The organism is Mesorhizobium sp. B4-1-1 (assembly GCF_006439375.1).
Taxonomy (GTDB): Bacteria; Pseudomonadota; Alphaproteobacteria; order Rhizobiales; family Rhizobiaceae; genus Mesorhizobium.
The window spans coordinates 22,724-48,026 of the sequence record NZ_VFTH01000026.1; the positions used below are offsets into that span (position 1 = coordinate 22,724).

Sequence of the window (25,303 nt, forward strand, 5' to 3'; positions counted from 1 at the left end):
CTCTGATCTTGTTCGCCGGATGCAGTTCATTCCGGCAAATATCCGTGGTCCGCTGTTCATGATCGTCTCGACGGGGTCCTACCTCGTCAACGACACGATGATGAAGCTCGCGACCGCTGGACTGCCGCCCTATGAAGTGCTCCTTCTGCGCGGCGCGGCCGCCGCGCTGTGGGGCGTGCCGCTGCTTCTGATGCTGGGCTACGCAAGGCAGATCCCGCTGCTTTTCGAGCGCAAGGTGCTGCGCCGCAACCTGTTCGAGCTTCTGGCGATCCTCTGCTATGTCGTCGCCTTGGCCAACATGCAGATCGCGGATTCCACCGCGCTCGGGCAGGTCACGCCGCTCATCGTGCTGGTCGGCTCCTCGATGCTGTTCGGCGAAAAGATCGGCGCCACGCGCATGGCGCTGATCGGTCTTGGCTTTGTCGGAGCGATCATGGTGGCGCAGCCGACCATGCAAGGCATTTCGGTCTACGCGCTGCTCGCGCTCGGCAACGCCGCCTTCGCGGCGGTGCGCGACCTTGCCGGACGCAAGGTGGGCGCCGAGGTGCCGGGCATGATCGTCGCCATCTCGGCTGTCGTGGTGGTGCTGGTCGGCTCAGGCGCGGCGCATCTCGTCTCCGAGCGATGGGTGATGCCGGAAGGACATCACCTGCTGCTGATCGCCGGCGCCGGCCTGTTCCTGATCTTCGGCCATTTCTTCATCTTCATGGCCTACCGGGTCGGGCCGACAAGCGCGGTCGCGCCCTTCTATTACTGCTTTACCGTCTGGGCGGTCATTTCCGGGCTGCTGGTGTTCGGCCAGTTTCCCAACGCGCTCGCCGTCTGCGGCATCCTGGTTGTGATGGCCAGTGGCCTGGCGATCGTCTCGCTCGACGAACGAAGGCGCCGACTGGCCATGGTCGCCTAACCGTTACCGCATCACCCCAACACGCCTTACCCTTCTCTTCAGCGGGCGCTGCGAGAAAATCGATGAAGTTGCGCAGCGTTCGCGGATAAACGAGGCGGCCCTGGCACTGCTGGTGCCGCTTTTCGGGATCGGATAGTAGGTAACGGCAAGCCCTTCGATCTGCACCGCCATTGCCGAACTGCCCCGCCCCAACGATCCAAAGCGAACCAGCCGGCCGCGGCGCGCCTCGCGCGCCGGCCCTCGACAATTCCGTGCGCGGCAGCCTTTCAGCTGCCGCGCATTGATTCCCTACAGCGTGCGCTTGCCGGAAATCTGGTGATAGGCCCACAGCACGACGACCGAGCCGATGACGGCCACGATCAGGCTCCAGATGTTGAGGCCGGTGACGCCCGACGCGCCGAAGGCGCTGAAGATAACGCCGCCGACAATGGCGCCGACGATGCCGAGCACGATATCCATGATCATGCCCTGACCGGTCTTGTTGACGATCTTGCTGCCGATGAAGCCGGCAACGATGCCCAGAATGATCCAGCTGATAATGCCCATAATTCCCTCCAAATTTCCCCGCGGCGCCATCATGGTCATATGATTGTCAAAAGCTCAAGACAGCTTGAAATTCCGTCCGTTTGCGCCATTGTGGGGCCGGGCGGACTTGGCTGGATAAGGAGATCCATTATGGGCCTTTTCGACAATGCCGTTCCGGGCGGCAATATCACCAAACCCCTGATGATCGCGCTCGGCGCGCTTTTGGTCGGCAAGATGCTGAGCGGCAGAAGCGAAGAGGCGGCCACGCCGCAAGCGCCGGTGCCGACGCCCACGGGAACCGACGCGTCCGCCGATGGCGGCCTGCTCGGCGGTCTCGGCGGCCTGCTCGACAAGCTGAAGAATGCCGGCCATGGCAACGTCGCCGATTCATGGGTCGGCACCGGCCAGAACCAGTCGATCAACCCCGGCGATCTCGGCTCGGCGCTCGGCCCCGCGGTGATCCGCGAGATCGCACAGCGCACCGGTATGAACGAGCAGGAATTGCTGCAGCAGCTCTCCACGGCGCTGCCCGGCATCGTCGACAAGCTGACGCCGAATGGCCAGGTGCCGCAGAACCATCAGGTCGCCTCGGCCTTCAACAGCTAAACGTCTGGATAAGATGGAAACGCTGCGTGCCACGGCGCGCGGCGTTTTCTTTGGGGGATGCGAGGAGAAAATCTGGAGCGGGTAGCGGGAATCGAACCCGCATATTCAGCTTGGAAGGCTGCTGCTCTACCACTGAGCTATACCCGCGCCTTGCACTAAGGTACCGGATTCACCCGAAAAGCGCCATGCACTTTCGGTCCGGGACTTTTCGTTTCAGGGCTTCCGGGCCGGCAGTGGTGGAGAGGGTTGGATTCGAACCAACGTAGGCTAAGCCAACGGATTTACAGTCCGTCCCCTTTAACCACTCGGGCACCTCTCCAGTCTGCCGCCGGAGCCATGCAACGAGGCATTTTTCGCCGATCCGAAGCCCGAGTAAGATCTTCTCCGAAATCAGCGAAGCGCCTTATGGCGGCAAGGCCGGTGGGTGTCAACCGGCGCGGCGAGGGTTTTTCGAGGATGTCAGGCATTCATGTCTTCAGCCCATATCCTTAGCCGGACGGGACGGCTATAGAAGCCGTCATGAGCGACGATAAAAGCAACAAACCCGGCACGCGCAAGGACACCCACTACGCCAAGCTGAGGCGCGCGCACCGCGACCAGAAAGCGGGCGGGCCGCCGGCATTCCGGCCGCGCCAGCCGATGCAGCCGGGCGACGCGCCCTCCGACGGGCTGGTGCGGCTTTACGGCCTGCACACGGTGCGGGCCGCGCTCGACAATCCGCGCCGCAGGATCAGGAAGATGCTGGTGACCCGCAACGCAGCCGAGCGGCTTTCGATCGGCGACCTTGCCGCCCTGCCCTTCAAGGCCGAACTGGTCGAACCGAAAGACATCGACAGGATCACCGGATCCGACGCCGTGCACCAGGGCGTGCTGATCGAGGCGGAGCCGCTCAAGGCCAAGCGTCTCGACGCTCTCGGCGACACAAAGCTGGTGCTGGTGCTGGACCAGGTGACGGACCCGCACAATGTCGGCGCGATCCTGCGCTCCGCCGTCGCCTTCGGCGCCGGCGCGCTGATCACAACCGCCCGCCACAGCCCGCAGGAATCCGGCGTGCTGGCCAAATCCGCCTCCGGCGCGCTGGAGCATATCGACCAGATCGAGGTGAAGAACCTCGCCGATGCGCTGGGTCAGTTGCACGAGGCCGGTTTCCAGACCATCGGACTCGATTCCGAAGGCCCGGCCGAGCTGGAAAAATCCTTCGACGGCGAAAAGATCGCCCTGGTGCTGGGCGCCGAAGGCAAGGGCCTGCGCCAGAAGACCCGCGAGACGGTAGCCGCGCTCGCTCGCCTCGACATGCCGGGCGCCATCCACTCGCTCAACGTCTCGAACGCGGCGGCGGTGAGCCTCTACGCGGCGAACGCATTCCTGAGGCGCTGAACCCGGATCGGTCCCTGGGCACCGAAGCGAAAACGGGTCCCAGCGATGACGCAGGAACCCGTTCTCTGACAGGAAAAGAGCAAGCGGCGTGGGAACGTTGAGCCGCCGTCCCCTGACCTAAGCCGCCTTGCCCTTGGCTTGCGCCGCTTCCGCGCCAACCTCATGCGCCGCCATCCGCTCCAGCGCCCTGACCAGCGCCGAGTGATCTTCGCTGGACCCGCCATTGGCGGCGCAGGAATTGAACAGCTGCTGTGTCGTTGAAGTGTTGGGCAGCGACACGCCCAGCGCCTTGGCGCCTTCCAACGCCAGATTGAGGTCCTTCTGGTGCAGTTCGATGCGGAAGCCGGGCGCAAAAGTGCGCTTGATCATGCGCTCGCCATGCACTTCGAGAATGCGCGAGGCGGCGAGCCCGCCCATCAGCGCCTGCCTGACCTTGGCCGGATCGGCACCGGCCTTCGAGGCAAAGACGAGAGCTTCGCCGACCGCTTCGATGGTCAATGCGACCACGATCTGGTTGGCGACCTTGGTGGTCTGGCCGACCCCATTCGGGCCGACCAGCGTGATGTTCTTGCCCATCTTCTCGAAGACCGGCCTGGCGCGTTCAAAGGCCTTCTCCTCGCCGCCGACCATGATGGTCAGCGATGCAGCCTTGGCGCCGACCTCGCCGCCCGACACCGGCGCGTCGAGATAATCGCAGCCGAGCTCGTTGATCTTCTTCGCGAATTCCTTGGTCGCGATCGGCGAGATCGAGCTCATGTCGATGACGAGCTTGCCCTTCGACAGCCCAGCGGCGACGCCGTTCTCGCCGAACAGCACGTCGGCGACCTGCGGGGTGTCAGGCACCATGGTGATGATGATGTCGGCGGCCTCGGCCACCGCGTCGTGGCCGGAAACGGTCTTCAGGCCCTTGGCCAAGAGATCGGCCGGCGGCTTGGAGCGGTGATCGCTGGCGATGACCTTGTAGCCGGCGTCACGAAGATGTCCCGCCATTGGCGCGCCCATGATGCCGAGGCCAATGAAACCGATGGTTTCCATTGATGTTCTCCCGTCGTAATTGTCGAGGTCGCGTTCCTTCGCGCCTCTCTCTGTCCTGCCGGACAAGATTGGCAGCCTCGGCGCCGGCTCTTAAGCCGCCGCGCTTCCCTGCCCGGCGAATTCGCGGAACCAGCCGAGCCCGGCTTCCGTGCCGGCTTTCGGCTTGTACTCGGCGCCGATCCAGCCGGAATAGCCGAGGCGGTCGATGTGGTCGTAGAGGAAAGGATAGTTGATCTCGCCCGTCCCCGGCTCGTGACGGCCGGGATTGTCCGCAAGCTGGATATGCGCGATGCGACCGAGGTTCGCCTCGATGGTACGGGCGAGATCCCCCTCCATGATCTGCATGTGATAGATGTCGTACTGCAAATAGATATTCTTCGAGCCGATGCGGTCGATCAGCGCCAGCGCCTGGTCGCTGAAGTTGAGGAAGAAGCCCGGTATGTCGCGGGTGTTGATCGGCTCGATCAAGAGCCTGATGCCGGCCTGCTCCAGCTTCTCGGCCGCGAAGGCGAGATTGTCGGCAAAGACGTTCTCCAGCACCGTGCGGTCAGCTCCCTGCGGCGCAATGCCAGCCAGACAGTTGATCTGCTCGCAGCCCAGCGCATGGGCGTAGCTGATCGCCTTGGCGACGCCCTGGCGGAATTCCGGCACGCGGTCCGGCAGCACGGCAATGCCGCGCTCGCCCTTCGCCCAGTCGCCGGCCGGCAGGTTGAAGAGAACCTGGCTGAGGCCGTTCTTCTTCAGGCGCGCCGCGACGACGTCCGGCGCATGATCATAGGGACCGATATATTCAACGCCCTTGAAGCCGGCGCGGGCCGCGGCGTCGAAGCGATCGAGGAATTCATGCTCGCCGAAGAGCATCGAAAGATTGGCTGAAAAACGCGGCATGCTTCTTCTCCTTCGCCCGGCTGAACTCAATCCAACATCATGATGGCCGTCGGCGCATCCTCGTTGCGTTCGGCAAGTTCCTCGAACTCGGTGATCTTGTCGATTTCCGTGCCCATGGAAATGTTGGTGACACGCTCGAGGATGAATTCGAGGACGACCGGAACCTGGTGCTCCTTCATCAGCCGCTGCGCTTCCTTGAAGGCGCCGGCGAATTCCTCGGGCTTCTTCACGCGGACCGCCTTGCAGCCCATCGCCTCGGCGACCGCGACATGGTCGACGCCGTAGCCCGCCTCCGGATCGCCTGCACGGTTGACGTTCTCGAAGGCAAGGCTCACCTCGTAGTCCATCGAAAAGCCGCGCTGCGCCTGGCGGATCAGGCCGAGATAGGCGTTGTTCACGACGACGTGGATGTAAGGCAGCTTGTGCTGCGCGCCGACGGCCAGTTCCTCGATCATGAACTGGAAGTCGTAATCGCCGGAGAGCGCGACGATATCGCGGTCCGGATCGGCGGCGCGCACGCCAAGCGCCGCCGGCAGCGTCCAGCCGAGCGGGCCGGCCTGGCCGCAATTGATCCAGTTGCGCGGCTTGTAGACGTGAAGGAACTGCGCGCCGGCGATCTGCGACAGGCCGATCGTGGTGACATAGGTGGTGTCGCGGGCGAACGCCTTGTTCATTTCCTCATAGACGCGCTGCGGCTTCAGCGGCACCTGCTCGAAATGCGTCTTGCGCTTCATCGTCTTCTTGCGCTGCTGGCATTCCTTGGCCCAGCCCGACCAGTCGCGCAGCTTGCCGGCGGTGCGCCATTCGGTGGCGACGTCGAGCAGGATCTTCAGCGCGGCACCCGCATCCGAGACGAGACCGAGATCCGGCGCGAAGACGCGGCCGATCTGGGTGGGTTCGATGTCGACATGGATGAATTTCTTGCCCTTGGTGTAGACGTCGACCGAGCCGGTGTGGCGGTTGGCCCAGCGGTTGCCGATGCCGAAGACGAAGTCGGACGCCAGCATCGTGGCATTGCCGTAGCGGTGCGAGGTCTGCAGGCCGCACATGCCGGCCATCAGCCGATGGTCGTCGGGGATCGCGCCCCAGCCCATCAGCGTCGGGATGACCGGCACGCCGGTGATTTCGGCGAACTCGATCAAGAGATCGGAAGCGTCGGCGTTGATGATGCCGCCGCCGGCGACGATCAGCGGCTTTTCCGCTTCGTTTAGCATCGAAAGCGCCTTTTCAGCCTGGGCGCGCGTCATCGCCGGCTTGAACGGAGCAAGCGGCTCATAGGCATCGATGTCGAACTCGATCTCGGCCAATTGCACGTCGACCGGCAGGTCGACCAGAACCGGACCCGGCCGCGAAGAGCGCATCAGGTGGAACGCCTTCTGCAGCGCCATCGGCACCAGATAGGGCTCCATGACGGTGACCGCCCATTTGGCGACGGGTGCGGCGATCGAAGCGATGTCGACGGCCTGGAAATCCTCCTTGTTGAGACGGGCGCGCGGCGCCTGGCCGGTGATGCAGAGGATCGGGATCGAATCCGCCGCGGCCGAATAGAGACCGGTGATCATGTCGGTGCCGGCAGGACCGGAGGTGCCGATGCACAGCCCGATATTGCCGGCCCTGGCCCGCGTATACCCCTCGGCCATGTGCGAGGCGCCCTCGACATGGCGGGCAAGCACGTGGCGGATGGTGCCGCGCGCCTTCAGTGCCGAATAGAGCGGGTTGATCGCCGCGCCGGGCACGCCGAAGGCATTGGTGATGCCTTCCTTTTCGAGAACGAGGACCGCTGCGTCGACAGCACGCATCCTGGCCATGACAAGTCTCCATTTCGTTGGTTGGCTTGATAATGACAGTGCGCCTTTGATTTTTCAATTTTTTCAGAATATTTTTTCATTTCCAGAAAACCCCTCTTGTTAGCTGATTTTATTTTGTTTTTCGTTTTCCAGAAAATCCACCGCGACGATCACTGAAAAACTTTTTCATTGCACCCGCCGTCAAATCGGCGAGAATGACAAGCATGGAAACGACGGAAAAACGCCAGCGCGGCCGGCCGCGCGCCTTCAACGGCCCGTCCGAAGCAGCGTCGGTACAGTCGCTCGACCGGGCGCTGCGGATCCTGGCGATCGTCGCCGAGGCTAGCGGGCTGTCGCTCAGCGAGATCGCGGCGCAAAGCGGCATTGCGGCCTCCACCGCCTATCGCATGCTGATGACGCTGGAAAACCACGGCATGGTCGAGTTCGACACGACCGACCAGCTCTGGGCCGTCGGCGTCGAGACCTACCGCATGGGCGCGGCCTTTCTGCGCCGGCGCAAGCTCGTCGACCGAGCCCGTATCGTCATGCAGGAACTCATGGAAAAGACCGGCGAGACAGCCAATCTCGGCGTCGCCGAGGACGATTGCGTCGTCTTCGTCAGCCAGGTCGAGACGCATCAGGCGATCCGCGCCTTCTTCCGGCCGGGCACACGCAGCCCCTTCCATGCGTCGGGCATCGGCAAGGCCGTGCTGGCGCATCTCGAGCCCGAACGGGTCGCGGCCATCCTGCGCAAGGCGGGCCTGCAGCGCTATACCGACAAGACGCTGTCCGACATCTCGGCGCTGGCCCACGATCTGGCAACCATCAAGCATCGCGGCTGGTCGGTCGACGACGAGGAACGCCATCCCGGCATGCGCTGCGTGGCCGCCGCCATCTTCAACGAATATGGCGAGCCGATCGGCGGCGTCTCGGTGTCCGGGCCAACGGTGCGCGTCACGCCCGAGCGGCTGGCCGAGATCGGTCCGCTGGTGCGCGACGCCGCGGTCGAAGTGACGAAGATGATCGGCGGCGGCAAAGCGTTCTGACTAGGAAGCGCCCGGCAAAGCGCTCTTTGCCGATATGTCGAAGAAATCGAGCAAGATGGCCAGCCCGACGCCACAGGCCGCCAAGATGAGGCCGGTGATGAATATGCGACTGGCGCGGTCATGAATGCTTCGTTGCAGGGATTTGATGTCGAGCAGAATGGCAAGCGCCCGGATCTGCAGCGCAATGCCGACCAGGATCGGCAGGACGGCAATCAGATGGTAGGTCTGCCATGGGATCGGGTTGGCCGCCCAATGGGTGATGAAGCCTAGCGAGAACGCCAGCAGGATGCCGACGATGGTGATGGTGCCGTTGCGGAAAACCGGTTCGACCCGTTCTTCCCTGGGATCCTGATTGTTCAAGCCACCCTCCCCTCGATTGCCGTCAAAGACAGACTAGACGCTTGCAAAATCGCTGTACATCGGTGGTTGCTCCGCAAGAGCCGGCCGCGGCCGGGCCGGACGCAGGGCTGTCTTGCCGCGGCGTTGGAATGCATGCGAAAGGGCATGGATGCGGAAAACAGCTAATCTCCTGTCCGCCGCTTCACTTTGCGGATGCGTGGCGACGACACCGCCGCCGGCAGCACCCGTCGGCAGCCCCAGCAGCAACCCACAGGTCGATCCCATTCCGATTTCACTGGCCCTGGAGGAGATCATCACCGCCGGCGTCCGCCAGCACCTGAGAAACCCTCTCGCCGCAAAGTTCGGAACGATGCTTGCCGGAGAGCGCACGCTGAACGGCCGCGACGAGACCGTTGTGTGCGGCTATGTCGATGACAAGGGCTCTCCCGGCAGCAGCGAAGCGTTCATCGGCAAGATCTATTCCGATGCCGGAAACAGTTTCGAACTCGTCGCGATAAACGACATTTCAGTCAGCGGCGCCTGCCGCATGGCGGGATTGGCGTTGCCGGAGCTGAAGCCCAATTCCTAACTGGCGGAAACAGGACAATTGTCCGCTTCAAATTAAGCCATGTGGCGTGTCCTCTAACAGTCAAACGCAAGAAAAGGGGCCGCGCGCAGCCCCTCTTCCTGTCGTTGGTTAGCTCTCTCTCAGAGCCGGCAATAGCGCGGACCGTCATAGCTCATATAGGTGTCGGAGCGCTCGTCGTAGCTGGCGTAGCGGGCGTAGCAACGGCGAACGTGGATCGAGTCGTAGCCGCCGTCTTCGACATAGACGGTGCGGGGCTGCTGGGCGAGCAGGCTGCCGAGCACGAAACCGCCGACGCCGGCGGCGATGCCGATGCCGAGCTCGCGGCGGTGATGATGGTCGTGGGCGGCCGAAGGCTGGACGGTGCCGACGAGCGAGCCGGCGGCGACGGAGGTGGCGATGAGGCCGGAAACGATGGTGCGCTTGAACATGACGATCTCCTGGGGTTTCGGTGGAGAGGCGAACCATCCGCCTCTTGATCATGGGTCGCAGCAAGCCGAAAAAAGGTTCGAAGATTTTTCGAGATTTTTTCGCCGACGATTTTCGCGGCCTTTCTCCCGCCTCCGACTGCCGATCGCCCGAAATGCAAAGAAGGGCGGCCCGAGGCCGCCCTTCGAAGACAAATGGTCTTCTCGTCAAAGGAAGATGATCACCTTGCCGTGGTGGTGATGATGATTGTGGTGCCACCACCACCAGGGCTTGCCGTGATGATTGTGGTGATGATGATTGTGGTGATGATGGTTATGATGATGATGATTGCCATGGGCCGAGGACGCTTCCACCGTGGCGGCGAGCGCGCCGGTCGCAACGAAAACGGCGACGAGGCCGGACGTAAGGGTACGCTTCAACATGATGATCTCCTGGATCCTTGATCGAGGCGACCATTCGCCTCTCGGGAGATCAGTCGTGGCGAAGCGGCAAAAGGTTCGAAGGATCGAGTGAATAGTCAGTAGTCAATAGTGAGTAGAAGGCTGCAGGGCTGGCGACAAATACTCACTACTCACTATCGACTACTGATTACTCACTCTATCCCATCCCCGTGACGTGCCTCAGCCAGAACGCCAGCACGATGAAGCCGACGAAGGTGGCGACGCCGGTCCAGTCGATATTGGCCTTCTTCAGATCGCTGACGACCTTAACCAGCAGAAGCCACGTCACGAAGATGAGCGGCAGGATGATGACGAATCTGATCATGCGGCACCCCGTTCGATGCGATTGCACCTGAAGAGGATGTAGGAAGCGGCGCGCTGCTTTTCAGCATGCCGGCTTAGCGCCGGGTCCGTTGGCAAGCCGAAACGGAGTTTTGTCTTTACTGGCGCACGAAATATGCTACCGGAGCGCCATGCCCTTGTAGCTCAGCTGGTAGAGCAGCGGTTTTGTAAACCGAAGGTCGCGGGTTCGATCCCTGCCGGGGGCACCAGAAAGTCAGTCTTCCAGTCTTCCCCCGCAAATCTAAACGCGGCACTTGAGGCGGCGGGCGCCCAACACTTTGCAAAGCCGCTATCTTTTTCAACGCCGGGGATTAAGGGGTATACGCAGGGGTAACGTGCCGCCCCAGCCAAGGCTTGTGACACCGCGCAAATCATCAAGCGAACGATGCGAATTCCGGCAGGCAGAGTTTGGCATGCAAACGAGCCGTCGTTGCTAATCGGCCGTCCGAAGCCTATGCTTTCGATATCGGCCGCCAGACACGTACGGATGCAGCCGACCGTGAGAGGAAAGTGCTCTTGCCCGCAACGGGAGAAGAGCCATGCCTCAATCCACTTTTCGCAACCACGTACTGAAATCCCTCGCCCGTGACGATTTCGCCCTCTTGCAGCCGTCGATGCATCACGTCGAACTGGGCATCAGAGAACAGCTAGAGGTCCCCTATCAGCCGATAGAGCAGGTGTATTTTCCCGAGACGGGGATCGCTTCGGTAGTCGCTACCATGACTGGGGGGCGCCAAAGCGAAGTCGGCATCATCGGCCACGATGGTATGACGGGTGTTACGGTCATTCTCGGCCAGGAGAGCTCTCCCAACGAGACCTATATTCAGATCGCTGGCCAGGGCTGGTGCCTGCCGGTTGAAAACCTTCGCACGGCCCTCGCAAAAAGCCCGACCCTTGGCCGATCGTTGCTTCGCTATGCCAACGCCTTCCTCATCCAGGCCTCCCGGACCGCGCTGGTCAACGGCCACTCGAAGATCGAGGAGCGACTGGCTCGGTGGCTGCTCATGGTCCACGATCGCTCTTCAGGAAGCAGGATTTACCTGACGCACGAATTTCTAGCGACCATGCTTGGCGCCCGGCGCCCTGGGGTCACAACGGCCCTGCAAATGCTTGAGTATCGGGGGCTGGTCCAAGCCAGACGCGGCGAGATCGCGATCGTCGATCGCAGCGGACTGATAAAGCTCACACACGGTGCCTATGGCGAGGAAGAGCAACGCCATTTCGGCATTGTCTCCGGCTGATTGTCCGGAAGCGTACATATGCTTGATGGCCGCTGAAAATAGGGCGTAAATCACGTTGGTTTGGGTGCAGGGAGGAACTTGCAATGACCAACGCTTTTCACAGCGTCACGGTTGAAAAGGCGACCGAGGCCTATGTCCTTTCCAGGGGTCGAGCCCGGTTCCTTTCCATCTCACAGGCAATCCGCGCCATCCGGACACTTATGCCTGCCTGCAGAACCAGCGACCACGAGTTGGAGGGTATGTTGGCGGCAGCCTGCATCGTTCACGGCATTCCCGTGGCCTTCGACGCAACGATGGCCGAAGGCGAGGAAATGCGGCTCCATTCGTAGGGTCGGAGATGCTCACGGTCGCCCAGACAGCCATTTCGTCGGACGTTCGGCAGGCGATTGTCCGCTACCTGATCGATAAGATCGACGACCCCAGCATTTCGGTCGCCGACTCTGTCCATGCCGTGAGAGAGATGTTCCCACTCTGCGAGTTGACGGATTGGCAACTTGGCGATCACATCGCACGAGCCGCGATCGACGCAGGATTTGCGGTTGAATTCGACGCCGAGGTTCCCTGAATGAAGCCAATGGCAGGCGCATATCTGGATCACCTTTTGGAGTGCCCCTTTTGCGGGACGATCCGCCTCCAGATCCCGTCCGACGCCCAGCCTTCAACGCCAATCGGGTGCGCTGATTGCGGGCAATATCTCGGCACATGGGACGATTTGCAGACCGATTTTGAGTCCCAGGGCGGCAATGACGGAATATTCCGCCTCGACAAGGGGCGCATCCTGAAGCTCGATTAGCCCCCGCTCATCAAGCGAAATCTTGCATGCCGGGACCTTTCCTGAGGGCTCACACCCCAATCGCCGACACCAAAATCCGGTTCTGCCTTCGTACCGCCGCGCGCAGCTCCGGTATCCTTGCTTCGTCGCGCTTGACGAACTCGATGAACATCATGTTCATGTTGTTGAAGATCAGCTCTCCCACCGCCGGCCCGTCGATGTCCGGCCGCACCAGGCCGATCTCCTGCAGCCGCGCCATCAGGGCGCTTATTTGCTCGGTTAGCGCGCGGTCGAGCGCCGTATAGGCCTGGCCGAAGGGGCTGTCGGGCAATTGGGTCGAGATCGCCATCGCCTGGCGCCACATCTCTTTGCTCAGATAATTCAGCGAGTGCTCGATGTAGATGCCGATCAGCGTGTCCAGCGCGTCGCCGACATTGGCAGGGGGGCTGGCGACCACCCCTCGCCCGGCATTCAGCACCTCGTTGACTTCCATCGACACGATGGCGCCGAGGATGTCGCCCTTGTTCTGGTAGTAGTTGTAGATGGTGCCGATCGAGACTTCAGCCTGTGCGGCGATCGCCTCGATTTTGGCGCCTTCATAGCCGGCCTCGCGGAAAAGCTCCGTCGCCGCATCGATGATGCGGCGGTGCCGGTCCGCCTTCTGCCGTTCGCGCAATCCGCTCATACCAGCCTCTCTGCTACAAATCATAATTGACTCAATTTTGGAATTGGTTCAACTTTTCTTCCAACAAGCCAGCAAAGGCAGGGAGAACACTCGATGACCGTCAATGCCCGGAATCCGCTTTCCATTCTGAAATCTCATCTTTCAGCCGCCTGCGCGGCCGCGGCGGCGCTGCTCGTCGCAGCAGGTGGCGCCCAAGCCGCCGACCTCAATGCGCTGATCTGGTGCGATCATTCCGATCCGGCACTGCTGCAGCCCTTCGAGGAGGCCAACAACGTCAAGGTCAACGTCAAGGAGTTCGAGGGCACAGGCGCGGGGCTGGCCATCGTCGAGCAGTCGCAGCCTGGCGACTGGGACGTGATGGTGATCGATAGCATCGACGTGCCGCGCGGTGTCGAAAAGGGCCTGTTCGAGCCGTTGCCTGAGGACAAATTGCCCTTCGTCGACCTCTTTCCGGAAGTGAAGATGGATAAGTCGACTGTCGTCGACGGCAAGCGCTACGGCATCACCGAAAAGTTCGGCTACAACACGATCGGCTTCAACAAGACCAAGGTCGATCCGGCCGACATGCAGTCGCTCGCCTCGCTCACCAGCGACAAATACAAGGGCAAGATCGCGATCTACGACTATTACCTGCCGGTGATCGGCATGGCCGCTTTGGCCATCGGCAAGAAGACCGCCGACCTCACCGAGACCGATCTGCCTGCCCTTAAGGCCGAGCTGCTCAAGATGAAGGCCAATGCCAAGCTGGTCGGCGAAGTCACCGCCAGCCAGACCGCGTTAGCCACCGGCGAAGTCGACATCCTGGTCGGCGGCGGCGAGTGGGTCACGGCCGGCCTTGCCAAGGAGAATCCGGCGCTTGATTTCTCTATCCCGAAAGAGGGTGCCGTGCTGTGGTCGCAGTCGCTCGCCATGTTCAAGGATTCCAAGAACCAGGACGTGGCGCTGAAGTTCATCCAGTACATCATGAGCCCGGAAGGCCAGGCGCGGCTTGCCACCTCCTCCTGCTACTGGGGCATGCCGTCGAACAAGAAGGCGGCACTAAGCGAAGATCAGAAGAAGATCCTGCGGTTCGACGAGCAGCCCGGCTTCCTTGCCCGCGCCCAGGCCTATCCGGCGCCGAACGCCGATCTCGACAAGAAGATGCAGGACATGTGGACCGAGATGCTGCAGGCGCAGTAAATCGGCCTATGGCATCCGCGGGAAACAATTCGCGTGCCCTGCCCTGGGCGCTGGTCACGCCGGCGCTGGCATGGACGTGTGCATTCTTCGTGCTGCCCTTCATCGCCATGGGGTTTTCCAGCCTCACGGCGCATGAAGGCGGCTTCACTTTAGCCAATTACAGCCAGTTCTTCACCGACCCGTCCTACTGGCGGGCGATGGTCAACTCGCTGGAGGTCACGGCCATCGTCACCGTGATCTCGATCCTGCTCGCCTATCCCTTTGCCTGGATCCTTGCCGAGATGGTGCCGGAACGGTGGCAGCGGCTGGCGCTGATGCTGGCCGTACTGCCGTTCTGGACCTCCTATGTCGTGCGCTCCTATTCCTGGCTGCTGGTGCTGGCGCAGAACGGCGTCATCAACCGGGCGCTGACCGGCATCGGCCTGATCGGCGAACCGCTGCAGCTCGCCAACACGCGCTTCGCTACCGTCACCGGCTTCGTGCATTTCTTCGTCATGCTTCTGACGCTGACGATCTTCGCCAATCTCAAGCAGCTCAGCCCGAGCTACCGCAGGGCGGCCGCAGACCTCGGCGCCGGGCCGGTGCGCACCTTCCTGCATGTCGTGCTGCCGCTCACCTTGCCCGGTATCATAGTCGGCGCGTTCCTGACCTTCGTGCTCTGCATCGGCGACTACATCACGCCGCAGATCCTCGGCGGCAACAACGAACTCGTCATGCCGCAGCTCGTCATGATGCAGATCGGCCGCCGGGGCGATTTCCCGCTGGCCTCCGCGCTGTCGATCATCCTGATGGCCGTCGTCACCATCGCCTATCTCGCCTGCGCGCGCTGGCTGAAGATCGAGCGGGCCTGATCATGCGCGCAGCCGTCCGCCTCGCCGCCTGGGTCTACGCCATCGCCGTCTACGGCTTCATCTTCTTGCCGGTGGTCGTGCTGGTGCTGTTTTCGCTGCAGGCAACTTCCTTCCCCATCCCGCCCTTCACCGGCCCATCGCTTCGCTGGTACCAGGCGGTGCTGTCGGATGCGCGGCTCACCTCGGCATTGGTCAATTCGCTGCTGGTGGCGGTGCTCTCCTCGCTTGCCTCTGTCACGCTCGGCTTTCTCTCCGCCTGGGGTTTTGCCCGTTTCGTGCTGCCGGGCTCGGCCATCCTGCGCGGGTTGATCACGCTGCCGCTCACCGTCAGCTACCTCATCATCGGCATGGGCCTGCTGGTGCTGTTCAACTGGGCAGGCGTGCCCAAATCGCTGCTTGCGGCCGGCATCGGTCATGTGGTGATCAACCTGCCGCTCTGCTTCGCCATCATCTACAGCCAGATGGGCGATCACCAGATCAACATCGAGCGCGCCGCGCGCGACCTCGGCGCCGCCGAATGGAAGGTGCTGCTCATGATCACCGTGCCAGTCATGGCGCCGGCGATCTTCGCCGGCTTCTTCCTGTCGATGACGTTTTCCTGGGACGAGTTCGTCATCTCCTTCCTGCTCACCCGCTTCGAGACGACGCTGCCCGTGGAGATCTGGAACCTCCTGCGCTCCGGCCTCAATCCCAAGACCAATGCCGTCGGCTCGCTGGTCTTTGCCGTTTCCATCGTCCTGGTGGTGTTTTTCGAACTGACGCTGTTGCGGAGAAAGCCGGCATGAGCGCGCCCTTGGTCGACATCCGCAACGTCTCGCACCGCTTCGGCCAGCTCCCGGTGCTGAAGAACGTCTCGCTGGCGATCGAGCCCGGCAGCTATACGATCCTGCTCGGCCCGTCCGGTTCCGGCAAGACGACGCTGCTTTCGATCCTCGGCGGCTTCGTCATGCCCAGCGAAGGCAAGGTCTTCATTCGTGGCGCGGATTGCACCGCCGTGCCGCCGGCCAAGCGCCCAACAACCACCGTGTTCCAGGACTATGCGCTGTTTCCGCATATGAGCGTCGGCGGCAATGTCGGCTTCGGGCTGCGCATGCAGGGCGTGGACGGCGCGACCCGGGCGGCGAAGGCGCGCGAGGCACTTGCGCTTGTCGGGCTGGCGGCCGCCTTCGACAAGAAGCCGCATCAGCTTTCCGGTGGCCAGCGCCAGCGCGTGGCGCTCGCCCGCGCGCTGGTCATCGAGCCTGCGGTGCTTCTGCTCGACGAGCCGCTCGGCGCGCTGGACCTGAAGCTGCGCCGGCAGATGCAGGACGAGTTGAAGGCGATCCAGAAGCGCGTCGGCACCGCCTTCATCCATGTCACCCACGACCAGGAAGAAGCGATGGCGCTGGCCGACCATTGCGTGGTGATGAATGACGGACGCATCGAGGACGAAGGCCCGCCCGAGCGGGTCTATGCGCGGCCGGCGACGCGTTTTTCCGCTACCTTCATGGGCGAGAGCACGATCCTTGCCGGCACGGTCACCGAGGCGAGGAACGGGACCGTCAGGGCCTCGACGGCGGTGGGGCCGATTTCACTGCCCGGCGCGTCGTCTGCCGGCGCCACGGTCGCGCTCGCGATCCGGCCCGAGCACCTGGTCCTCGGCGAAGTAAAAAGCGATGTCGCGCTAGGCACGGCCAAGGTCGGCGATGTCGTCTTCCAGGGCAGCTTCAAGCGCGTGCTGGCCACCTCGATGCTGGACCCGGCATTGCAGTTCATCGCCAAGGCTCCCGCTTCCGCCACCGTTCAGCCAGGCGACACGATCCGGGTTTCATGCAACGCTCAAGACATCATCCTGCTGGCGGACTGATCCATGGGTATGCTTCCGGTCATCGAGGCTCCGGACTGGTACGAAACCATCCGCATGGGCGACGGCGTCACGCTCATCCATGAGCCGTGGATAAAGCCGTTCTTCCGCTGCAACATCTGGCATGTGCGCGGGCGCGACCGAGACCTGCTGTTCGATACCGGCCTCGGCCATTTCAGCCTACGGCGCCATGTGCCGCTGGTGAGCGAGCGCAAGCTGACCTGCGTCGCCAGCCACACGCATTTCGACCACATCGGCTGCCATCACGAATTCCCCGATCGCTGCGTGCATTCGGCCGAAGCCCAAATCCTTGCCGATCCGCGCAACGAATGGACGGTCGCCGACCGTTACGCCAATGAGGAGATGTTCGACGGCGCGCCGGCAGGTTGGGATACGGCGCGCTACCTGATCCTGCCGGCACCGGCGGGCCGGCTGCTCGAGCACGGCGACGTTGTGGACCTCGGCGACCGCGCCTTCGAGGTCATCCACACGCCTGGACATTCGCCCGGCGGCATCGCGCTTTACGAGAAAAGGACCGGCATCCTGCTGTCGGGCGACATCGTCTATGACGGGCCGCTGATCGACGACGTCTATCATTCCGATATCGAGGACTATGTCGGGACGCTGCTTGCCATGCGCGACCTCGACGTCTCGGTCGTGCATGGCGGCCATTTTCCGAGCTTCGGCAAGGTGCGCTACCGGCAACTCATCGATGAGTATGTCGCGGGCAAACGCAAGGCCGGCTGCCACTTACAGGGCGGCTGAGCGACCGGGGAAGCGAAGCCTGGTCTTTGTTTTCCGCAATTCCGGACGGAAAACCGCTCACTTTTCCTGGAATTGCTCTAAAGCGCCCTTTGCGGACAAGGTGTCCCGGTGGCGTCGCCGCAGCGGGAAGCCGTCGGCTGCGGCCGCTGGCTCATCTCTTCGGAATGACGCACCAGCTCAGCGAACATGAGCGCGAAACTTCCCATCATCAGGAAGACTATGATCAGACGCGTTACCGGCAATAGACAGGTCTCTCGACTGGCCAGCCCCCGCCAACCCATCCACTGTCGGCTAACATGATCGATCTGGCTTTACGAGTGTTTAAGCTTCGCCTTAACCATAGCAGCCATCACATTCATGTCGCGGCTGTCACGAAGCGCGATTGTCGGGTGTGACCCGCCTGTCAGCGCAGCGCCCTTCACAGATATGGGTGACGCATGCTACGCCGTCGCCGGCGCGGCCCCGCAGACGGTCGCCCTCCGGGAGCCATGAGCAAAGCCTCCAACCGTTTCGCCTTCGTCTCTTCCGATACCGACGACGCCCGGGCGGCGCTGGAAAGCCTGTCCGCGCGCTATGGGAAGGTGCCTGTCGCGGAGGCCGAGATCATCATTGCGCTGGGCGGCGACGGCTTTCTTCTGCAGACGCTGCGCGACACGATGAGCACGGGCAAGAAGGTCTACGGCATGAACCGTGGCACCATCGGCTTCCTGATGAACGAATATCGCGCCGGCGGCCTCGAGGAACGCATCGCCGCCGCGGTCGCCGAGACGATCCGGCCGCTCGAAATGGTCGCGGTGACGCATGACGGCGAAACCGTTTCGGCGCCGGCCATCAACGAGGTGGCGCTGTGGCGCCAGTCCTACCAGACGGCGAAGATCCGCATCACCGTCGATGGCCAGGTGCGGCTGGAGGAACTCAACTGCGATGGCGTGATGATTGCGACGCCCGCCGGCTCCACCGCCTACAATCTGTCGGCGCATGGGCCGATCCTGCCGCTCGATGCGCCGCTTCTGGCGCTGACGCCGGTGAGTCCTTTCCGACCGCGCCGCTGGCGCGGGGCGCTGCTGTCCAACAAGGCGACCATACGCTTCGACATCCTGGAAGCCGAAAAGCGCCCGGTGAATGCCGCGGCCGATCATACCGAGGTCAAGGCAGTGGCTTCCGTCACCGTGCGGGAATCGCCGACGGCGACGGCAACCTTGCTGTTCGATCCGAACCATTCATGGAACGAACGCATCCTTGCCGAGCAGTTCCGCTACTGAGCCGGCGCAACGATACTGTTTCGATTAAGCGTTGCGATTAAGGTTACGTCTTCACAATCGCTGTATTTCGGTCCGTTTCTGTTGACAAATCGAGGGCTTGCGCCTAATTGCAACACCGATCTTGCAGGCGCGCGGCGCCTGCCGCGGCTGCTGTGTCGCGATTTTCCCAACCAACAAAGACAACAAACACTTGTCCTCAGACACCACGATCGCTCAAGAAGCGTTGACATTCTCGGACCTTGGCCTTTCGCCCAAGGTTCTCTCCGCAGTCACCGATGCCGGCTACACCGAGCCGACTCCGATCCAAGCCGGCGCCATCCCTCACGCGCTGCTCGGCAAGGACGTGCTGGGCATTGCCCAGACCGGCACCGGCAAGACGGCTTCCTTCGTGCTGCCGATGCTGACGCGCCTGGAAAAGGGCCGGGCGCGAGCCCGCATGCCGCGCACGCTGATCCTCGAACCGACCCGTGAGCTGGCCGCGCAGGTCGAGGAAAACTTCATCAAATACGGCAAGAACCACAAGCTCAACATCGCGCTTCTGATCGGCGGCGTCTCATTCGACGAGCAGGACAAGAAGCTCGAGCGCGGCGCCGACGTGCTGATAGCCACGCCCGGCCGCCTGCTCGACCACCGTGAGCGCGGCAAGCTCCTTCTCAACGGCGTCGAGATTCTCGTCATCGACGAGGCCGACCGGATGCTCGACATGGGCTTCATTCCCGACATCGAGCGCATCTGCGAGATGATCCCGTTCACGCGCCAGACGCTGTTCTTCTCGGCGACGATGCCGCCGGAGATCACCAAGCTCACCGAAAAATTCCTGCACGCGCCGGTGCGCGTCGAGGTTTCCAAGGCCGCATCCGCTGCAACCAACATCATCCAGCGGCTGGTGAAATCCGGCTCGAAGCCATGGGACAAGCGCGAAACCCTGCGCAACCTGATCAAGGCCGAAGACGCGGAACTAAAGAACGCCATCATCTTCTGCAATCGCAAGATCGAGGTGTCGGAGCTGTTCCGCTCGCTGCTGAAGCATGATTTCGATGCGGGCGCGCTGCATGGCGACATGGATCAGCGGGCGCGCATGCAGATGCTCGCCAACTTCCGCGACGGCAAGTTGCGTTATCTCGTTGCGTCCGACGTCGCCGCGCGCGGCCTCGACATTCCCGATGTCAGCCACGTCTTCAACTACGATGTGCCGATCCACGCCGAGGATTATGTCCACCGCATCGGCCGCACCGGCCGCGCCGGCCGCTCGGGAAAATCCTTCACCATCGCGACGCGCTCGGACACGAAATATGTCGACGCCATCGAAAAGCTGATCGGCAGCAAAATCGAATGGCATGACGGCGACCTGTCGACCGTGACCGAGAGCGAGGGCGAGGAGCAGCCGCGCCGTGGCCGCGGCGCCCCGCGTCGCGCCGGCCGCAAGGACGAGGACCGCAAGGACGATCGCAAAGAACGCGGCGAGCGCAAGAAGGACCGTCACGCCAAGCGCGACGAGACGCCCGATACCGCGCTTGAGGATCAGCCCGTCGCCGAAGTGGCCGATATCGCCGAACGCCGCGCCCGCAAGGACGCCATCCGTTCCGAGAACGAGCGCAAGGGCCCAGGCAACCGTAACGAACAGCGCGGCGACGCCCGCCCGCAGCGCGACCGCCCCGGCCGCCACCGTCAGGAAGAAGACGACGCAACCGTCGGTTTCGGCGACGACGTGCCGGCCTTCATGCGGATCGTCGCGAAGGTCTGAAGTCGATACCAACATAGCCTGGAATGAAAGCGGCCCCTTAAACGGGGCCGTTTCCTTTTCTGCTTCGCCCGAAGCAATCCAGCCAAAGGCGATGCCTACATCGGTCCCGGCATCATCTTGGTCGGCTTCTCAAGCATCGGGAACTCGGCCTTGCTGCATTTCACGTTCGGGTTCGTTGGACTGAACATACCGTTCGGATTGTCCCTGAACAGCCATGCATGCAGGTCGTAGTGGACGAACTCCCTCGGAATGAGCGGATAGTGGCCTTCCATCGGCCCCATGAATTTTTGGCCGAACAATGTCGGGGCCGCCTTGGTGTCCGGTGTCAGCGGCACCAACCATTCCACGCCGACCAGCTTCAAGCCCTTCTTCGTCGGCTCGTAGATCAGGACGTTGGGCTTCATCGGGTCGAGCGGCTTGCCGACGCTCGGGACGTTGACGAAATGGATGCCCATCGCGCCCTTCGGATAGTACATCGCGCCGTCCATCTTCTCGCCGCTGTAGTGGACGCAGCCGACGGTCGACAAATAGAGGTCGCGGACAGCGGCCGTGTAATCTTCATACTTGGCCAGCGATTTCTTCAAGGCTTCGATGTCGGCCTTGTTGGCGTCCTCGGCCCGGGCCGTAGCGACTCCGAACGATGTGCCGATAAGACACGCCAAAGCGAGGACGCCGCAGCGCCCCAAGCGAGCTGTTCTTGTCATGCATTCCTCCCAGATTCCGTTGATCTGGCCGTGCAAGACCGGGGCGGTAGATGTTGAGTGCGCGGCCAATTGACCACCCCATCCCCTCTGGAACAGCAGGATGGTAGTCCTTTCACGGGTTTCGGAAAAGTATCAATTAGAAAAAGCTAATGTCCTAAGGCCTTCGACCCATCTTTGGACGATTTCGAACAAAAACGGCCCCGTACGGGGCCGTTTGCCTTGATGGAGTTGCGCCTCTGCGCCGTTTTCTCTCAGGTGAGCGGCGACAGCTGGATTTCGACGCGGCGGTTCTGCTCGCGGCCGGCGGCGGTCGCATTGGATGCGATCGGGCGGGTCTTGCCGAAGCCGGTGACGGCGAAGCGGCGTTGATCGACGCCCTGGCCGGACAGGTAATTTGCGACGGCAAGCGCGCGACGCTGCGACAGATCGAAATTGTGCTGGTCGCCGCCGGTCGAATCGGTGTGGCCGAAAACGTCCACGGTGGTCTGGCGGAATTTCTTCAGCACCAGCGCGACCGAATTCAGCACCGGATAGAAGCCCGGCTTCACCGCGTCCTGGTCGACATTGAAGGTGATGTCGGACGGCATGTTGAGGATGATCTGGTCGCCGCTGCGGGTGACGCTGACGCCGGTGCCCTGCAGCTGACGGCGAAGCTCCGCCTCGTTCTGGTCCATCGTTGCGCCGATCGCGCCGCCGGCGAGCGCGCCGATGCCGGCACCGATCAGGGCGTTGCGGCGGTCATTGCCGCCGGCCAGCAGACCGAGGCTGGCGCCTGCCAGCGCGCCGAGGCCGGCCCCGGCTGCCGTATTGGAGATCTTCTGGTCGCCGGTATACGGATCGGTAGTGGTGCAGGCGCTCACCAATAGAGCCGTCGCCACGGCGACGAGCACAGTCTTCTTCATGAGATTGGTCCCTCTCCAATTCGCGGCCTTTGCGGCCGCGCCAAATCAGCCCTTCCGCAGCCTTGTAGCATGAAATGCGGCGAAAAACGGAACGGGAATGCGGCCGGCAAAGTCCGGCGGTCGTTCCCGCTTCGCGTCTACCACAAATTCTTGCCGTCGATGACCACCACCTCGACCTTATCCAGGTCGAAATCGTCGAACAGGCGCGAATTGACGCTGATCTTCGGGTTGTCGAAGTCCGGCTTTCCGGTCGACCAATCAGGCGTTTCGGTGAAGGTGCCGCAGCCGCAGGTGGCGCAGAAACCATGCTTTACGGTCTTCGAGCCCCAGCGGTAGAAGGAGACGTTCTCCGGCGGGCTCGTGAGCTTGAATTGCGACGGCACATAATACGCCCATAGCGACCCGCGCTTCGAGCAGAACGAGCATGTGCATTGCGTCACCGTCCGCGGCGCCTCGGCAACCTCGAAGGTTGTCGCCTTGCAATGGCAGCTGCCTTTGATGGTCATGGACTCACCTCTCCGTTGTCCGCCGCCGCCCCGGATTCCCTAGCGGAAGGGCAACATAAAGAAGCAGTCCTGACAACTGTCTGTCAGCAGCTTTCGGCAGATATGCCGGCGCGTTCGAAACTCTCTAGCGCCTCGCGTTTGGCTCGCGAAGTCTAGTATGAGGGCGGCGGCACGAACAGGCAGATGGTCTTGCCGGCGTCGAGCCCGGCCTGATGCGCGCACCAGTGATATTCGCCGTCGGGCGAATTCTTGACCCGCTTGTCGCTATAGGCCACCACCTCGCCCGTGCCTTTTATGACATAGCCTTCGGGCCGCTCGCTGATCGATGACTGCGGCACCTCCTTGCAATCGAAGTTGGCACAACAGGCAAAGGGGTATTTCCAGCCTTGCGGCATGGCCGCCGTAGGCTGGGCGTCGTGCGCGATGGCCAGCGGCGCCAGCACCGAGCTGGCTCCAACAGCGAGCAGGGAGAACAAAAGTCGGCCAGCCGGTCGAGCGGCTTGGGCCGATCTTGATATGGCAGCAGACATCGAAACGTTCCTTTCGAGCATCAAGCGTTTTCGCTTGCCCGTTCCCGGAACGTATCTTCCCAGTGGCCGGATCGTCGGTCGCAGATATGCCGCACCCGGCCATAAATGCTTTTATCCCAGCGCAAAAGGCTGGGCTGATTCCTCGGTTGGCGCAAGCATCCGCTTGCATCGGCAAAGCCGCGCTTCACGCCAACCTCTGCCATCCAGAATCGTGTGCCGGCTTGGTTAACGACCGGTTAGCCGCACGGAACTGGTGCCCGACAACGGGATTCGGCTCAAGCTGGTTCCAGGCGTTCAGTAGGGAACATGCCCGTCATACTGCGGCAGGTCGTCGGCGATTGTGAACCACTTCGCCTTGGACCCGACAAAGATGTGCGCGGTCGGCCGTATGGTCGGATCATCGACCAGCGTCCCCATCGCGATATGCACATAGGCGCCGTCGCGGACCAACGAATAGATGAGCGAGCCGCATCGCCCGCAATGCGCGTCGTGGCCAGTTTCGTCACCGTAGATCAGCAGCCGGTCATCGCCGGCGGTCAGGCGAAACTTTTCGCGCTCGATGCCGGCGAAGGGTTTGAACGCCGACCCCGTCGTGCGCCGGCAGTTCGAGCAATGGCAGTTGGCGGCATAAACGAATTCATCCGCAACCTCGTAGTGGACTGCGCCGCAGAAACATTTTCCGGTAAGTTTGCGCGTCACCCACTCCTCCCTCGTGCGACGCGGGGACCCCTAGTCGAGGTCCGCCACCGCTTCGCCGGCGCCACCCTCGATGCGATGCGAGAGCGAGGCTTCCATAAAGTCGTCGAGATCGCCATCGAGCACGCTCGACGGCGAAGTGCTTTCAACGCCGGTGCGCAGATCCTTCACGAGCTGATAGGGCTGCAGCACGTAGGAGCGGATCTGGTGGCCCCAGCCGATGTCGCTCTTCGACGCCTCGGTGGCGTTGGCGACCGCCTCGCGCTTCTTCAGCTCTTCCTCGTAAAGTCGCGAGCGCAGCATTTCCCAGGCCTTGGCGCGGTTCTTGTGCTGCGAGCGCTCGGCCTGGCAGGCGACCGCTATGCCGGTCGCGAGATGGGTGATGCGCACCGCCGAGTCGGTGGTGTTGACGTGCTGGCCGCCCGAACCCGAGGAACGATAGGTGTCGATGCGCACATCGGATTCGGAAACATTGATCTCGATCGAGTCATCGATGACCGGATAAACCCAGACGCTGGCGAAGGAGGTGTGGCGCCGCGCGTTGCTGTCGTAAGGCGAAATGCGCACCAGGCGATGGACGCCGGACTCTGTCTTCAGCCAGCCATAGGCGTTGTGGCCCTTGATCAGCACGGTGGCGGACTTGATGCCCGCCTCTTCGCCGTCATGGATTTCCAGAACCTCGACCTTGAAGCGGCGGCGCTCGGCCCAGCGCGTGTACATGCGCAGGAGCATCGAGGCCCAGTCCTGGCTCTCGGTGCCGCCGGCGCCGGCATGGATTTCCAGATAGCTGTCGTTGGCGTCGGCCTCGCCCGAGAGCAGCGTCTCGACCTGGCGGGCCTTCGCCTCGCCCTGCATCGAACGCAGCGCCGCCTCCGCTTCCGCGATAATGCCGTCGTCGCCCTCTTCCTCGCCGAGTTCGATCAGGCCGATATTGTCTTCCAGCGCCTGCGTCATCCCCTTGACGGCGGCGATGCCGTCCTCGAGCTCCTGGCGCTCGCGCATCAGCTTCTGCGCTTCGACCGGATCATTCCAGAGGCTGGAATCCTCGGCGCGCGAATTCAGGTATTCAAGCCGCTTTACAGCCTGATCCCAGTCAAAGATGCCTCCTCAGCAGGGTTATCGCCTGCCTGATCTCGTCGACAATGTTGAGCGTTTCCGCGCGCATGGCTCTTCGTTCGGTCCTGTTCTTTTCGGTCTTTTCGGAATAGGCGCGATACATAGGCACGGCATCGCCGCCTGTAAAGCGAAATGGGCCGGCTCAACCGTGACCCCGAAAAGTGGAAACCGGTTTTCGCAAAAGGTCACGGTCTAGGAAT

32 protein-coding genes and 3 tRNA genes are annotated in these 25,303 nt (G+C 62.4%); 17 read left to right on the forward strand and 18 right to left on the reverse strand.

Annotated elements, in window-relative coordinates:
- Nucleotides 1-19: 19 nt before the first annotated feature.
- On the forward strand, nucleotides 20-907 hold the full coding sequence (locus FJW10_RS26420) for a DMT family transporter (RefSeq protein ID WP_140902260.1): 888 nt from the start codon (nucleotides 20-22) through the stop codon (nucleotides 905-907).
- 3 nt (nucleotides 908-910) lie between these two features.
- Here the strand turns inward: FJW10_RS26420 and FJW10_RS30580 are convergent, their stop codons facing one another.
- Together FJW10_RS30580 and FJW10_RS26425 are read right to left on the reverse strand one after the other, a co-directional pair.
- Nucleotides 911-1,078: a hypothetical protein gene (locus FJW10_RS30580; protein WP_181177672.1), complete on the reverse strand. Its 168-nt coding sequence runs from the start codon at nucleotides 1,076-1,078 to the stop codon at nucleotides 911-913.
- A 117-nt stretch (nucleotides 1,079-1,195) separates the two neighbouring features.
- The gene (locus FJW10_RS26425; protein ID WP_027170387.1) at nucleotides 1,196-1,453 is read right to left on the reverse strand and encodes a GlsB/YeaQ/YmgE family stress response membrane protein; all 258 of its coding nucleotides are present in this window, start codon (nucleotides 1,451-1,453) and stop codon (nucleotides 1,196-1,198) included.
- Between the two features lie 129 nt (nucleotides 1,454-1,582).
- Between FJW10_RS26425 and FJW10_RS26430 the strand changes: the two genes are divergently transcribed.
- Complete coding sequence (locus tag FJW10_RS26430) at nucleotides 1,583-2,038, forward strand: YidB family protein (protein ID WP_140902261.1); 456 nt, start codon at nucleotides 1,583-1,585, stop codon at nucleotides 2,036-2,038.
- A 73-nt stretch (nucleotides 2,039-2,111) separates the two neighbouring features.
- Here the strand turns inward: FJW10_RS26430 and FJW10_RS26435 are convergent.
- A tRNA-Gly gene (locus FJW10_RS26435) sits at nucleotides 2,112-2,185 on the reverse strand.
- Nucleotides 2,186-2,272: 87 nt separating this feature from the next.
- Nucleotides 2,273-2,357 (reverse strand) — tRNA-Tyr (locus tag FJW10_RS26440).
- 200 nt (nucleotides 2,358-2,557) lie between these two features.
- Here FJW10_RS26440 and FJW10_RS26445 point away from each other — a divergent pair.
- Nucleotides 2,558-3,415 (forward strand): RNA methyltransferase, encoded by an 858-nt coding sequence (locus FJW10_RS26445; protein WP_140902262.1) that lies wholly within the window; start codon nucleotides 2,558-2,560, stop codon nucleotides 3,413-3,415.
- A 117-nt stretch (nucleotides 3,416-3,532) separates the two neighbouring features.
- On the opposite strand, the gene FJW10_RS26450 is transcribed toward FJW10_RS26445, so the two are convergent.
- From FJW10_RS26450 to gcl, 3 genes are all read right to left on the reverse strand, one after another.
- Nucleotides 3,533-4,450: a 2-hydroxy-3-oxopropionate reductase gene (locus FJW10_RS26450; protein WP_140902263.1), complete on the reverse strand. Its 918-nt coding sequence runs from the start codon at nucleotides 4,448-4,450 to the stop codon at nucleotides 3,533-3,535.
- Nucleotides 4,451-4,540: 90 nt separating this feature from the next.
- Nucleotides 4,541-5,338, reverse strand: a complete 798-nt coding sequence (otnI, locus tag FJW10_RS26455; protein WP_140829713.1) for a 2-oxo-tetronate isomerase — start codon at nucleotides 5,336-5,338, stop codon at nucleotides 4,541-4,543.
- 26 nt (nucleotides 5,339-5,364) lie between these two features.
- Nucleotides 5,365-7,146: a glyoxylate carboligase gene (gene gcl, locus FJW10_RS26460; RefSeq protein WP_140902264.1), complete on the reverse strand. Its 1,782-nt coding sequence runs from the start codon at nucleotides 7,144-7,146 to the stop codon at nucleotides 5,365-5,367.
- Between the two features lie 203 nt (nucleotides 7,147-7,349).
- On the opposite strand from gcl, the gene bhcR reads away from it, so the two are divergent.
- A complete protein-coding gene (bhcR, locus tag FJW10_RS26465; protein ID WP_140902265.1) occupies nucleotides 7,350-8,171 on the forward strand; it encodes an HTH-type transcriptional regulator BhcR in 822 nt (273 codons plus the stop codon).
- Here the strand turns inward: bhcR and FJW10_RS26470 are convergent, their stop codons facing one another.
- Nucleotides 8,172-8,531, reverse strand: a complete 360-nt coding sequence (locus tag FJW10_RS26470) for a hypothetical protein (protein WP_140902266.1) — start codon at nucleotides 8,529-8,531, stop codon at nucleotides 8,172-8,174.
- Nucleotides 8,532-8,727: 196 nt separating this feature from the next.
- Between FJW10_RS26470 and FJW10_RS26475 the strand changes: the two genes are divergently transcribed.
- Nucleotides 8,728-9,099, forward strand: a complete 372-nt coding sequence (locus FJW10_RS26475) for a hypothetical protein (RefSeq protein WP_246674377.1) — start codon at nucleotides 8,728-8,730, stop codon at nucleotides 9,097-9,099.
- 119 nt (nucleotides 9,100-9,218) lie between these two features.
- On the opposite strand, the gene FJW10_RS26480 is transcribed toward FJW10_RS26475, so the two are convergent.
- The 3 genes from FJW10_RS26480 to FJW10_RS26490 form a co-directional block, all read right to left on the reverse strand.
- Nucleotides 9,219-9,527, reverse strand: a complete 309-nt coding sequence (locus tag FJW10_RS26480; protein ID WP_140829703.1) for a BA14K family protein — start codon at nucleotides 9,525-9,527, stop codon at nucleotides 9,219-9,221.
- Between the two features lie 204 nt (nucleotides 9,528-9,731).
- Nucleotides 9,732-9,947: a hypothetical protein gene (locus tag FJW10_RS26485; RefSeq protein WP_140902267.1), complete on the reverse strand. Its 216-nt coding sequence runs from the start codon at nucleotides 9,945-9,947 to the stop codon at nucleotides 9,732-9,734.
- Nucleotides 9,948-10,122: 175 nt separating this feature from the next.
- Nucleotides 10,123-10,290, reverse strand: coding sequence for a hypothetical protein (locus FJW10_RS26490; protein ID WP_140902268.1), 168 nt, complete (start codon nucleotides 10,288-10,290; stop codon nucleotides 10,123-10,125).
- A gap of 150 nt (nucleotides 10,291-10,440) precedes the next feature.
- Between FJW10_RS26490 and FJW10_RS26495 the strand changes: the two genes are divergently transcribed.
- The 5 genes from FJW10_RS26495 (at nucleotide 10,441) to FJW10_RS26515 (ending at nucleotide 12,341) form a co-directional block, all read left to right on the forward strand.
- A tRNA-Thr gene (locus FJW10_RS26495) sits at nucleotides 10,441-10,516 on the forward strand.
- A 330-nt stretch (nucleotides 10,517-10,846) separates the two neighbouring features.
- Nucleotides 10,847-11,548: a Crp/Fnr family transcriptional regulator gene (locus FJW10_RS26500; protein WP_140829699.1), complete on the forward strand. Its 702-nt coding sequence runs from the start codon at nucleotides 10,847-10,849 to the stop codon at nucleotides 11,546-11,548.
- An 83-nt stretch (nucleotides 11,549-11,631) separates the two neighbouring features.
- Nucleotides 11,632-11,877 carry a hypothetical protein gene (locus tag FJW10_RS26505; protein ID WP_140657593.1) on the forward strand — a complete coding sequence of 82 codons (246 nt, stop codon included), beginning with the start codon at nucleotides 11,632-11,634 and terminating at the stop codon, nucleotides 11,875-11,877.
- Nucleotides 11,878-11,885: 8 nt separating this feature from the next.
- The gene (locus FJW10_RS26510; RefSeq protein WP_140902269.1) at nucleotides 11,886-12,113 is read left to right on the forward strand and encodes a hypothetical protein; all 228 of its coding nucleotides are present in this window, start codon (nucleotides 11,886-11,888) and stop codon (nucleotides 12,111-12,113) included.
- Nucleotides 12,114-12,122: 9 nt separating this feature from the next.
- Nucleotides 12,123-12,341: a hypothetical protein gene (locus tag FJW10_RS26515; RefSeq protein ID WP_140829695.1), complete on the forward strand. Its 219-nt coding sequence runs from the start codon at nucleotides 12,123-12,125 to the stop codon at nucleotides 12,339-12,341.
- A gap of 49 nt (nucleotides 12,342-12,390) precedes the next feature.
- On the opposite strand, the gene FJW10_RS26520 is transcribed toward FJW10_RS26515, so the two are convergent.
- Entirely contained in the window at nucleotides 12,391-13,005 is a 615-nt protein-coding gene (locus tag FJW10_RS26520; RefSeq protein ID WP_140829693.1) for a TetR/AcrR family transcriptional regulator, read from the reverse strand.
- A 93-nt stretch (nucleotides 13,006-13,098) separates the two neighbouring features.
- Between FJW10_RS26520 and FJW10_RS26525 the strand changes: the two genes are divergently transcribed.
- From FJW10_RS26525 to FJW10_RS26560, 7 genes are all read left to right on the forward strand, one after another.
- Complete coding sequence (locus FJW10_RS26525; RefSeq protein ID WP_140902270.1) at nucleotides 13,099-14,184, forward strand: spermidine/putrescine ABC transporter substrate-binding protein; 1,086 nt, start codon at nucleotides 13,099-13,101, stop codon at nucleotides 14,182-14,184.
- Nucleotides 14,185-14,192: 8 nt separating this feature from the next.
- Entirely contained in the window at nucleotides 14,193-15,035 is an 843-nt protein-coding gene (locus FJW10_RS26530) for an ABC transporter permease (RefSeq protein WP_140902271.1), read from the forward strand.
- A 2-nt stretch (nucleotides 15,036-15,037) separates the two neighbouring features.
- The gene (locus FJW10_RS26535) at nucleotides 15,038-15,820 is read left to right on the forward strand and encodes an ABC transporter permease (RefSeq protein ID WP_140829687.1); all 783 of its coding nucleotides are present in this window, start codon (nucleotides 15,038-15,040) and stop codon (nucleotides 15,818-15,820) included.
- A complete protein-coding gene (locus FJW10_RS26540; protein ID WP_140902272.1) occupies nucleotides 15,817-16,881 on the forward strand; it encodes an ABC transporter ATP-binding protein in 1,065 nt (354 codons plus the stop codon). The genes FJW10_RS26535 and FJW10_RS26540 overlap by 4 nt, the downstream gene beginning before the upstream one ends.
- Nucleotides 16,882-16,884: 3 nt before the next feature.
- Nucleotides 16,885-17,643 carry an MBL fold metallo-hydrolase gene (locus FJW10_RS26545; protein ID WP_140829682.1) on the forward strand — a complete coding sequence of 253 codons (759 nt, stop codon included), beginning with the start codon at nucleotides 16,885-16,887 and terminating at the stop codon, nucleotides 17,641-17,643.
- Between the two features lie 488 nt (nucleotides 17,644-18,131).
- Complete coding sequence (locus FJW10_RS26555) at nucleotides 18,132-18,905, forward strand: NAD kinase (RefSeq protein WP_140829680.1); 774 nt, start codon at nucleotides 18,132-18,134, stop codon at nucleotides 18,903-18,905.
- Between the two features lie 190 nt (nucleotides 18,906-19,095).
- Nucleotides 19,096-20,649: a DEAD/DEAH box helicase gene (locus FJW10_RS26560; protein ID WP_181177673.1), complete on the forward strand. Its 1,554-nt coding sequence runs from the start codon at nucleotides 19,096-19,098 to the stop codon at nucleotides 20,647-20,649.
- A gap of 95 nt (nucleotides 20,650-20,744) precedes the next feature.
- Here the strand turns inward: FJW10_RS26560 and FJW10_RS26565 are convergent, their stop codons facing one another.
- The 6 genes from FJW10_RS26565 to prfB form a co-directional block, all read right to left on the reverse strand.
- On the reverse strand, nucleotides 20,745-21,353 hold the full coding sequence (locus FJW10_RS26565; RefSeq protein ID WP_140902273.1) for a hypothetical protein: 609 nt from the start codon (nucleotides 21,351-21,353) through the stop codon (nucleotides 20,745-20,747).
- Between the two features lie 251 nt (nucleotides 21,354-21,604).
- A complete protein-coding gene (locus FJW10_RS26570; protein ID WP_112099652.1) occupies nucleotides 21,605-22,255 on the reverse strand; it encodes an OmpA family protein in 651 nt (216 codons plus the stop codon).
- A gap of 137 nt (nucleotides 22,256-22,392) precedes the next feature.
- Nucleotides 22,393-22,761, reverse strand: coding sequence for a GFA family protein (locus tag FJW10_RS26575; protein WP_140829676.1), 369 nt, complete (start codon nucleotides 22,759-22,761; stop codon nucleotides 22,393-22,395).
- Nucleotides 22,762-22,913: 152 nt separating this feature from the next.
- The gene (locus FJW10_RS26580) at nucleotides 22,914-23,291 is read right to left on the reverse strand and encodes a hypothetical protein (RefSeq protein ID WP_140829674.1); all 378 of its coding nucleotides are present in this window, start codon (nucleotides 23,289-23,291) and stop codon (nucleotides 22,914-22,916) included.
- Nucleotides 23,292-23,585: 294 nt separating this feature from the next.
- Nucleotides 23,586-23,990, reverse strand: coding sequence for a GFA family protein (locus FJW10_RS26585; RefSeq protein ID WP_140902274.1), 405 nt, complete (start codon nucleotides 23,988-23,990; stop codon nucleotides 23,586-23,588).
- A 30-nt stretch (nucleotides 23,991-24,020) separates the two neighbouring features.
- A protein-coding gene (gene prfB / locus FJW10_RS26590; RefSeq protein ID WP_140902294.1) for a peptide chain release factor 2 occupies nucleotides 24,021-25,152 on the reverse strand; the annotation gives its coding sequence in 2 pieces (ribosomal slippage) (nucleotides 24,021-25,085 and nucleotides 25,087-25,152; 1,131 coding nt in all).
- Between the last annotated feature and the right edge of the window lie 151 nt (nucleotides 25,153-25,303).

What these genes read in the sequence shown, in the direction of transcription:
- FJW10_RS26450 (WP_140902263.1), bottom strand. Translation starts at nt 4,450, where the DNA reads ATGGAAACCATCGGTTTCATTGGCCTCGGCATCATGGGCGCGCCAATG.
- FJW10_RS26515 (WP_140829695.1), top strand. Translation starts at nt 12,123, where the DNA reads ATGGCAGGCGCATATCTGGATCACCTTTTGGAGTGCCCCTTTTGCGGG.
- FJW10_RS26500 (WP_140829699.1), top strand. Translation starts at nt 10,847, where the DNA reads ATGCCTCAATCCACTTTTCGCAACCACGTACTGAAATCCCTCGCCCGT.
- FJW10_RS26580 (WP_140829674.1), bottom strand. Translation starts at nt 23,291, where the DNA reads ATGTCTGCTGCCATATCAAGATCGGCCCAAGCCGCTCGACCGGCTGGC.
- FJW10_RS26525 (WP_140902270.1), top strand. Translation starts at nt 13,099, where the DNA reads ATGACCGTCAATGCCCGGAATCCGCTTTCCATTCTGAAATCTCATCTT.
- FJW10_RS26485 (WP_140902267.1), bottom strand. Translation starts at nt 9,947, where the DNA reads ATGTTGAAGCGTACCCTTACGTCCGGCCTCGTCGCCGTTTTCGTTGCG.
- FJW10_RS26535 (WP_140829687.1), top strand. Translation starts at nt 15,038, where the DNA reads ATGCGCGCAGCCGTCCGCCTCGCCGCCTGGGTCTACGCCATCGCCGTC.
- otnI (WP_140829713.1), bottom strand. Translation starts at nt 5,338, where the DNA reads ATGCCGCGTTTTTCAGCCAATCTTTCGATGCTCTTCGGCGAGCATGAA.
- FJW10_RS26420 (WP_140902260.1), top strand. Translation starts at nt 20, where the DNA reads ATGCAGTTCATTCCGGCAAATATCCGTGGTCCGCTGTTCATGATCGTC.
- FJW10_RS26425 (WP_027170387.1), bottom strand. Translation starts at nt 1,453, where the DNA reads ATGGGCATTATCAGCTGGATCATTCTGGGCATCGTTGCCGGCTTCATC.
- FJW10_RS26445 (WP_140902262.1), top strand. Translation starts at nt 2,558, where the DNA reads ATGAGCGACGATAAAAGCAACAAACCCGGCACGCGCAAGGACACCCAC.
- FJW10_RS26490 (WP_140902268.1), bottom strand. Translation starts at nt 10,290, where the DNA reads ATGATCAGATTCGTCATCATCCTGCCGCTCATCTTCGTGACGTGGCTT.
- FJW10_RS26480 (WP_140829703.1), bottom strand. Translation starts at nt 9,527, where the DNA reads ATGTTCAAGCGCACCATCGTTTCCGGCCTCATCGCCACCTCCGTCGCC.
- gcl (WP_140902264.1), bottom strand. Translation starts at nt 7,146, where the DNA reads ATGGCCAGGATGCGTGCTGTCGACGCAGCGGTCCTCGTTCTCGAAAAG.
- FJW10_RS26540 (WP_140902272.1), top strand. Translation starts at nt 15,817, where the DNA reads ATGAGCGCGCCCTTGGTCGACATCCGCAACGTCTCGCACCGCTTCGGC.
- FJW10_RS26545 (WP_140829682.1), top strand. Translation starts at nt 16,885, where the DNA reads ATGGGTATGCTTCCGGTCATCGAGGCTCCGGACTGGTACGAAACCATC.
- FJW10_RS26510 (WP_140902269.1), top strand. Translation starts at nt 11,886, where the DNA reads ATGCTCACGGTCGCCCAGACAGCCATTTCGTCGGACGTTCGGCAGGCG.
- FJW10_RS26520 (WP_140829693.1), bottom strand. Translation starts at nt 13,005, where the DNA reads ATGAGCGGATTGCGCGAACGGCAGAAGGCGGACCGGCACCGCCGCATC.
- FJW10_RS26430 (WP_140902261.1), top strand. Translation starts at nt 1,583, where the DNA reads ATGGGCCTTTTCGACAATGCCGTTCCGGGCGGCAATATCACCAAACCC.
- FJW10_RS26530 (WP_140902271.1), top strand. Translation starts at nt 14,193, where the DNA reads ATGGCATCCGCGGGAAACAATTCGCGTGCCCTGCCCTGGGCGCTGGTC.
- FJW10_RS26575 (WP_140829676.1), bottom strand. Translation starts at nt 22,761, where the DNA reads ATGACCATCAAAGGCAGCTGCCATTGCAAGGCGACAACCTTCGAGGTT.
- bhcR (WP_140902265.1), top strand. Translation starts at nt 7,350, where the DNA reads ATGGAAACGACGGAAAAACGCCAGCGCGGCCGGCCGCGCGCCTTCAAC.
- FJW10_RS26505 (WP_140657593.1), top strand. Translation starts at nt 11,632, where the DNA reads ATGACCAACGCTTTTCACAGCGTCACGGTTGAAAAGGCGACCGAGGCC.
- FJW10_RS26570 (WP_112099652.1), bottom strand. Translation starts at nt 22,255, where the DNA reads ATGAAGAAGACTGTGCTCGTCGCCGTGGCGACGGCTCTATTGGTGAGC.
- FJW10_RS26565 (WP_140902273.1), bottom strand. Translation starts at nt 21,353, where the DNA reads ATGACAAGAACAGCTCGCTTGGGGCGCTGCGGCGTCCTCGCTTTGGCG.
- FJW10_RS26555 (WP_140829680.1), top strand. Translation starts at nt 18,132, where the DNA reads ATGAGCAAAGCCTCCAACCGTTTCGCCTTCGTCTCTTCCGATACCGAC.
- FJW10_RS30580 (WP_181177672.1), bottom strand. Translation starts at nt 1,078, where the DNA reads ATGGCGGTGCAGATCGAAGGGCTTGCCGTTACCTACTATCCGATCCCG.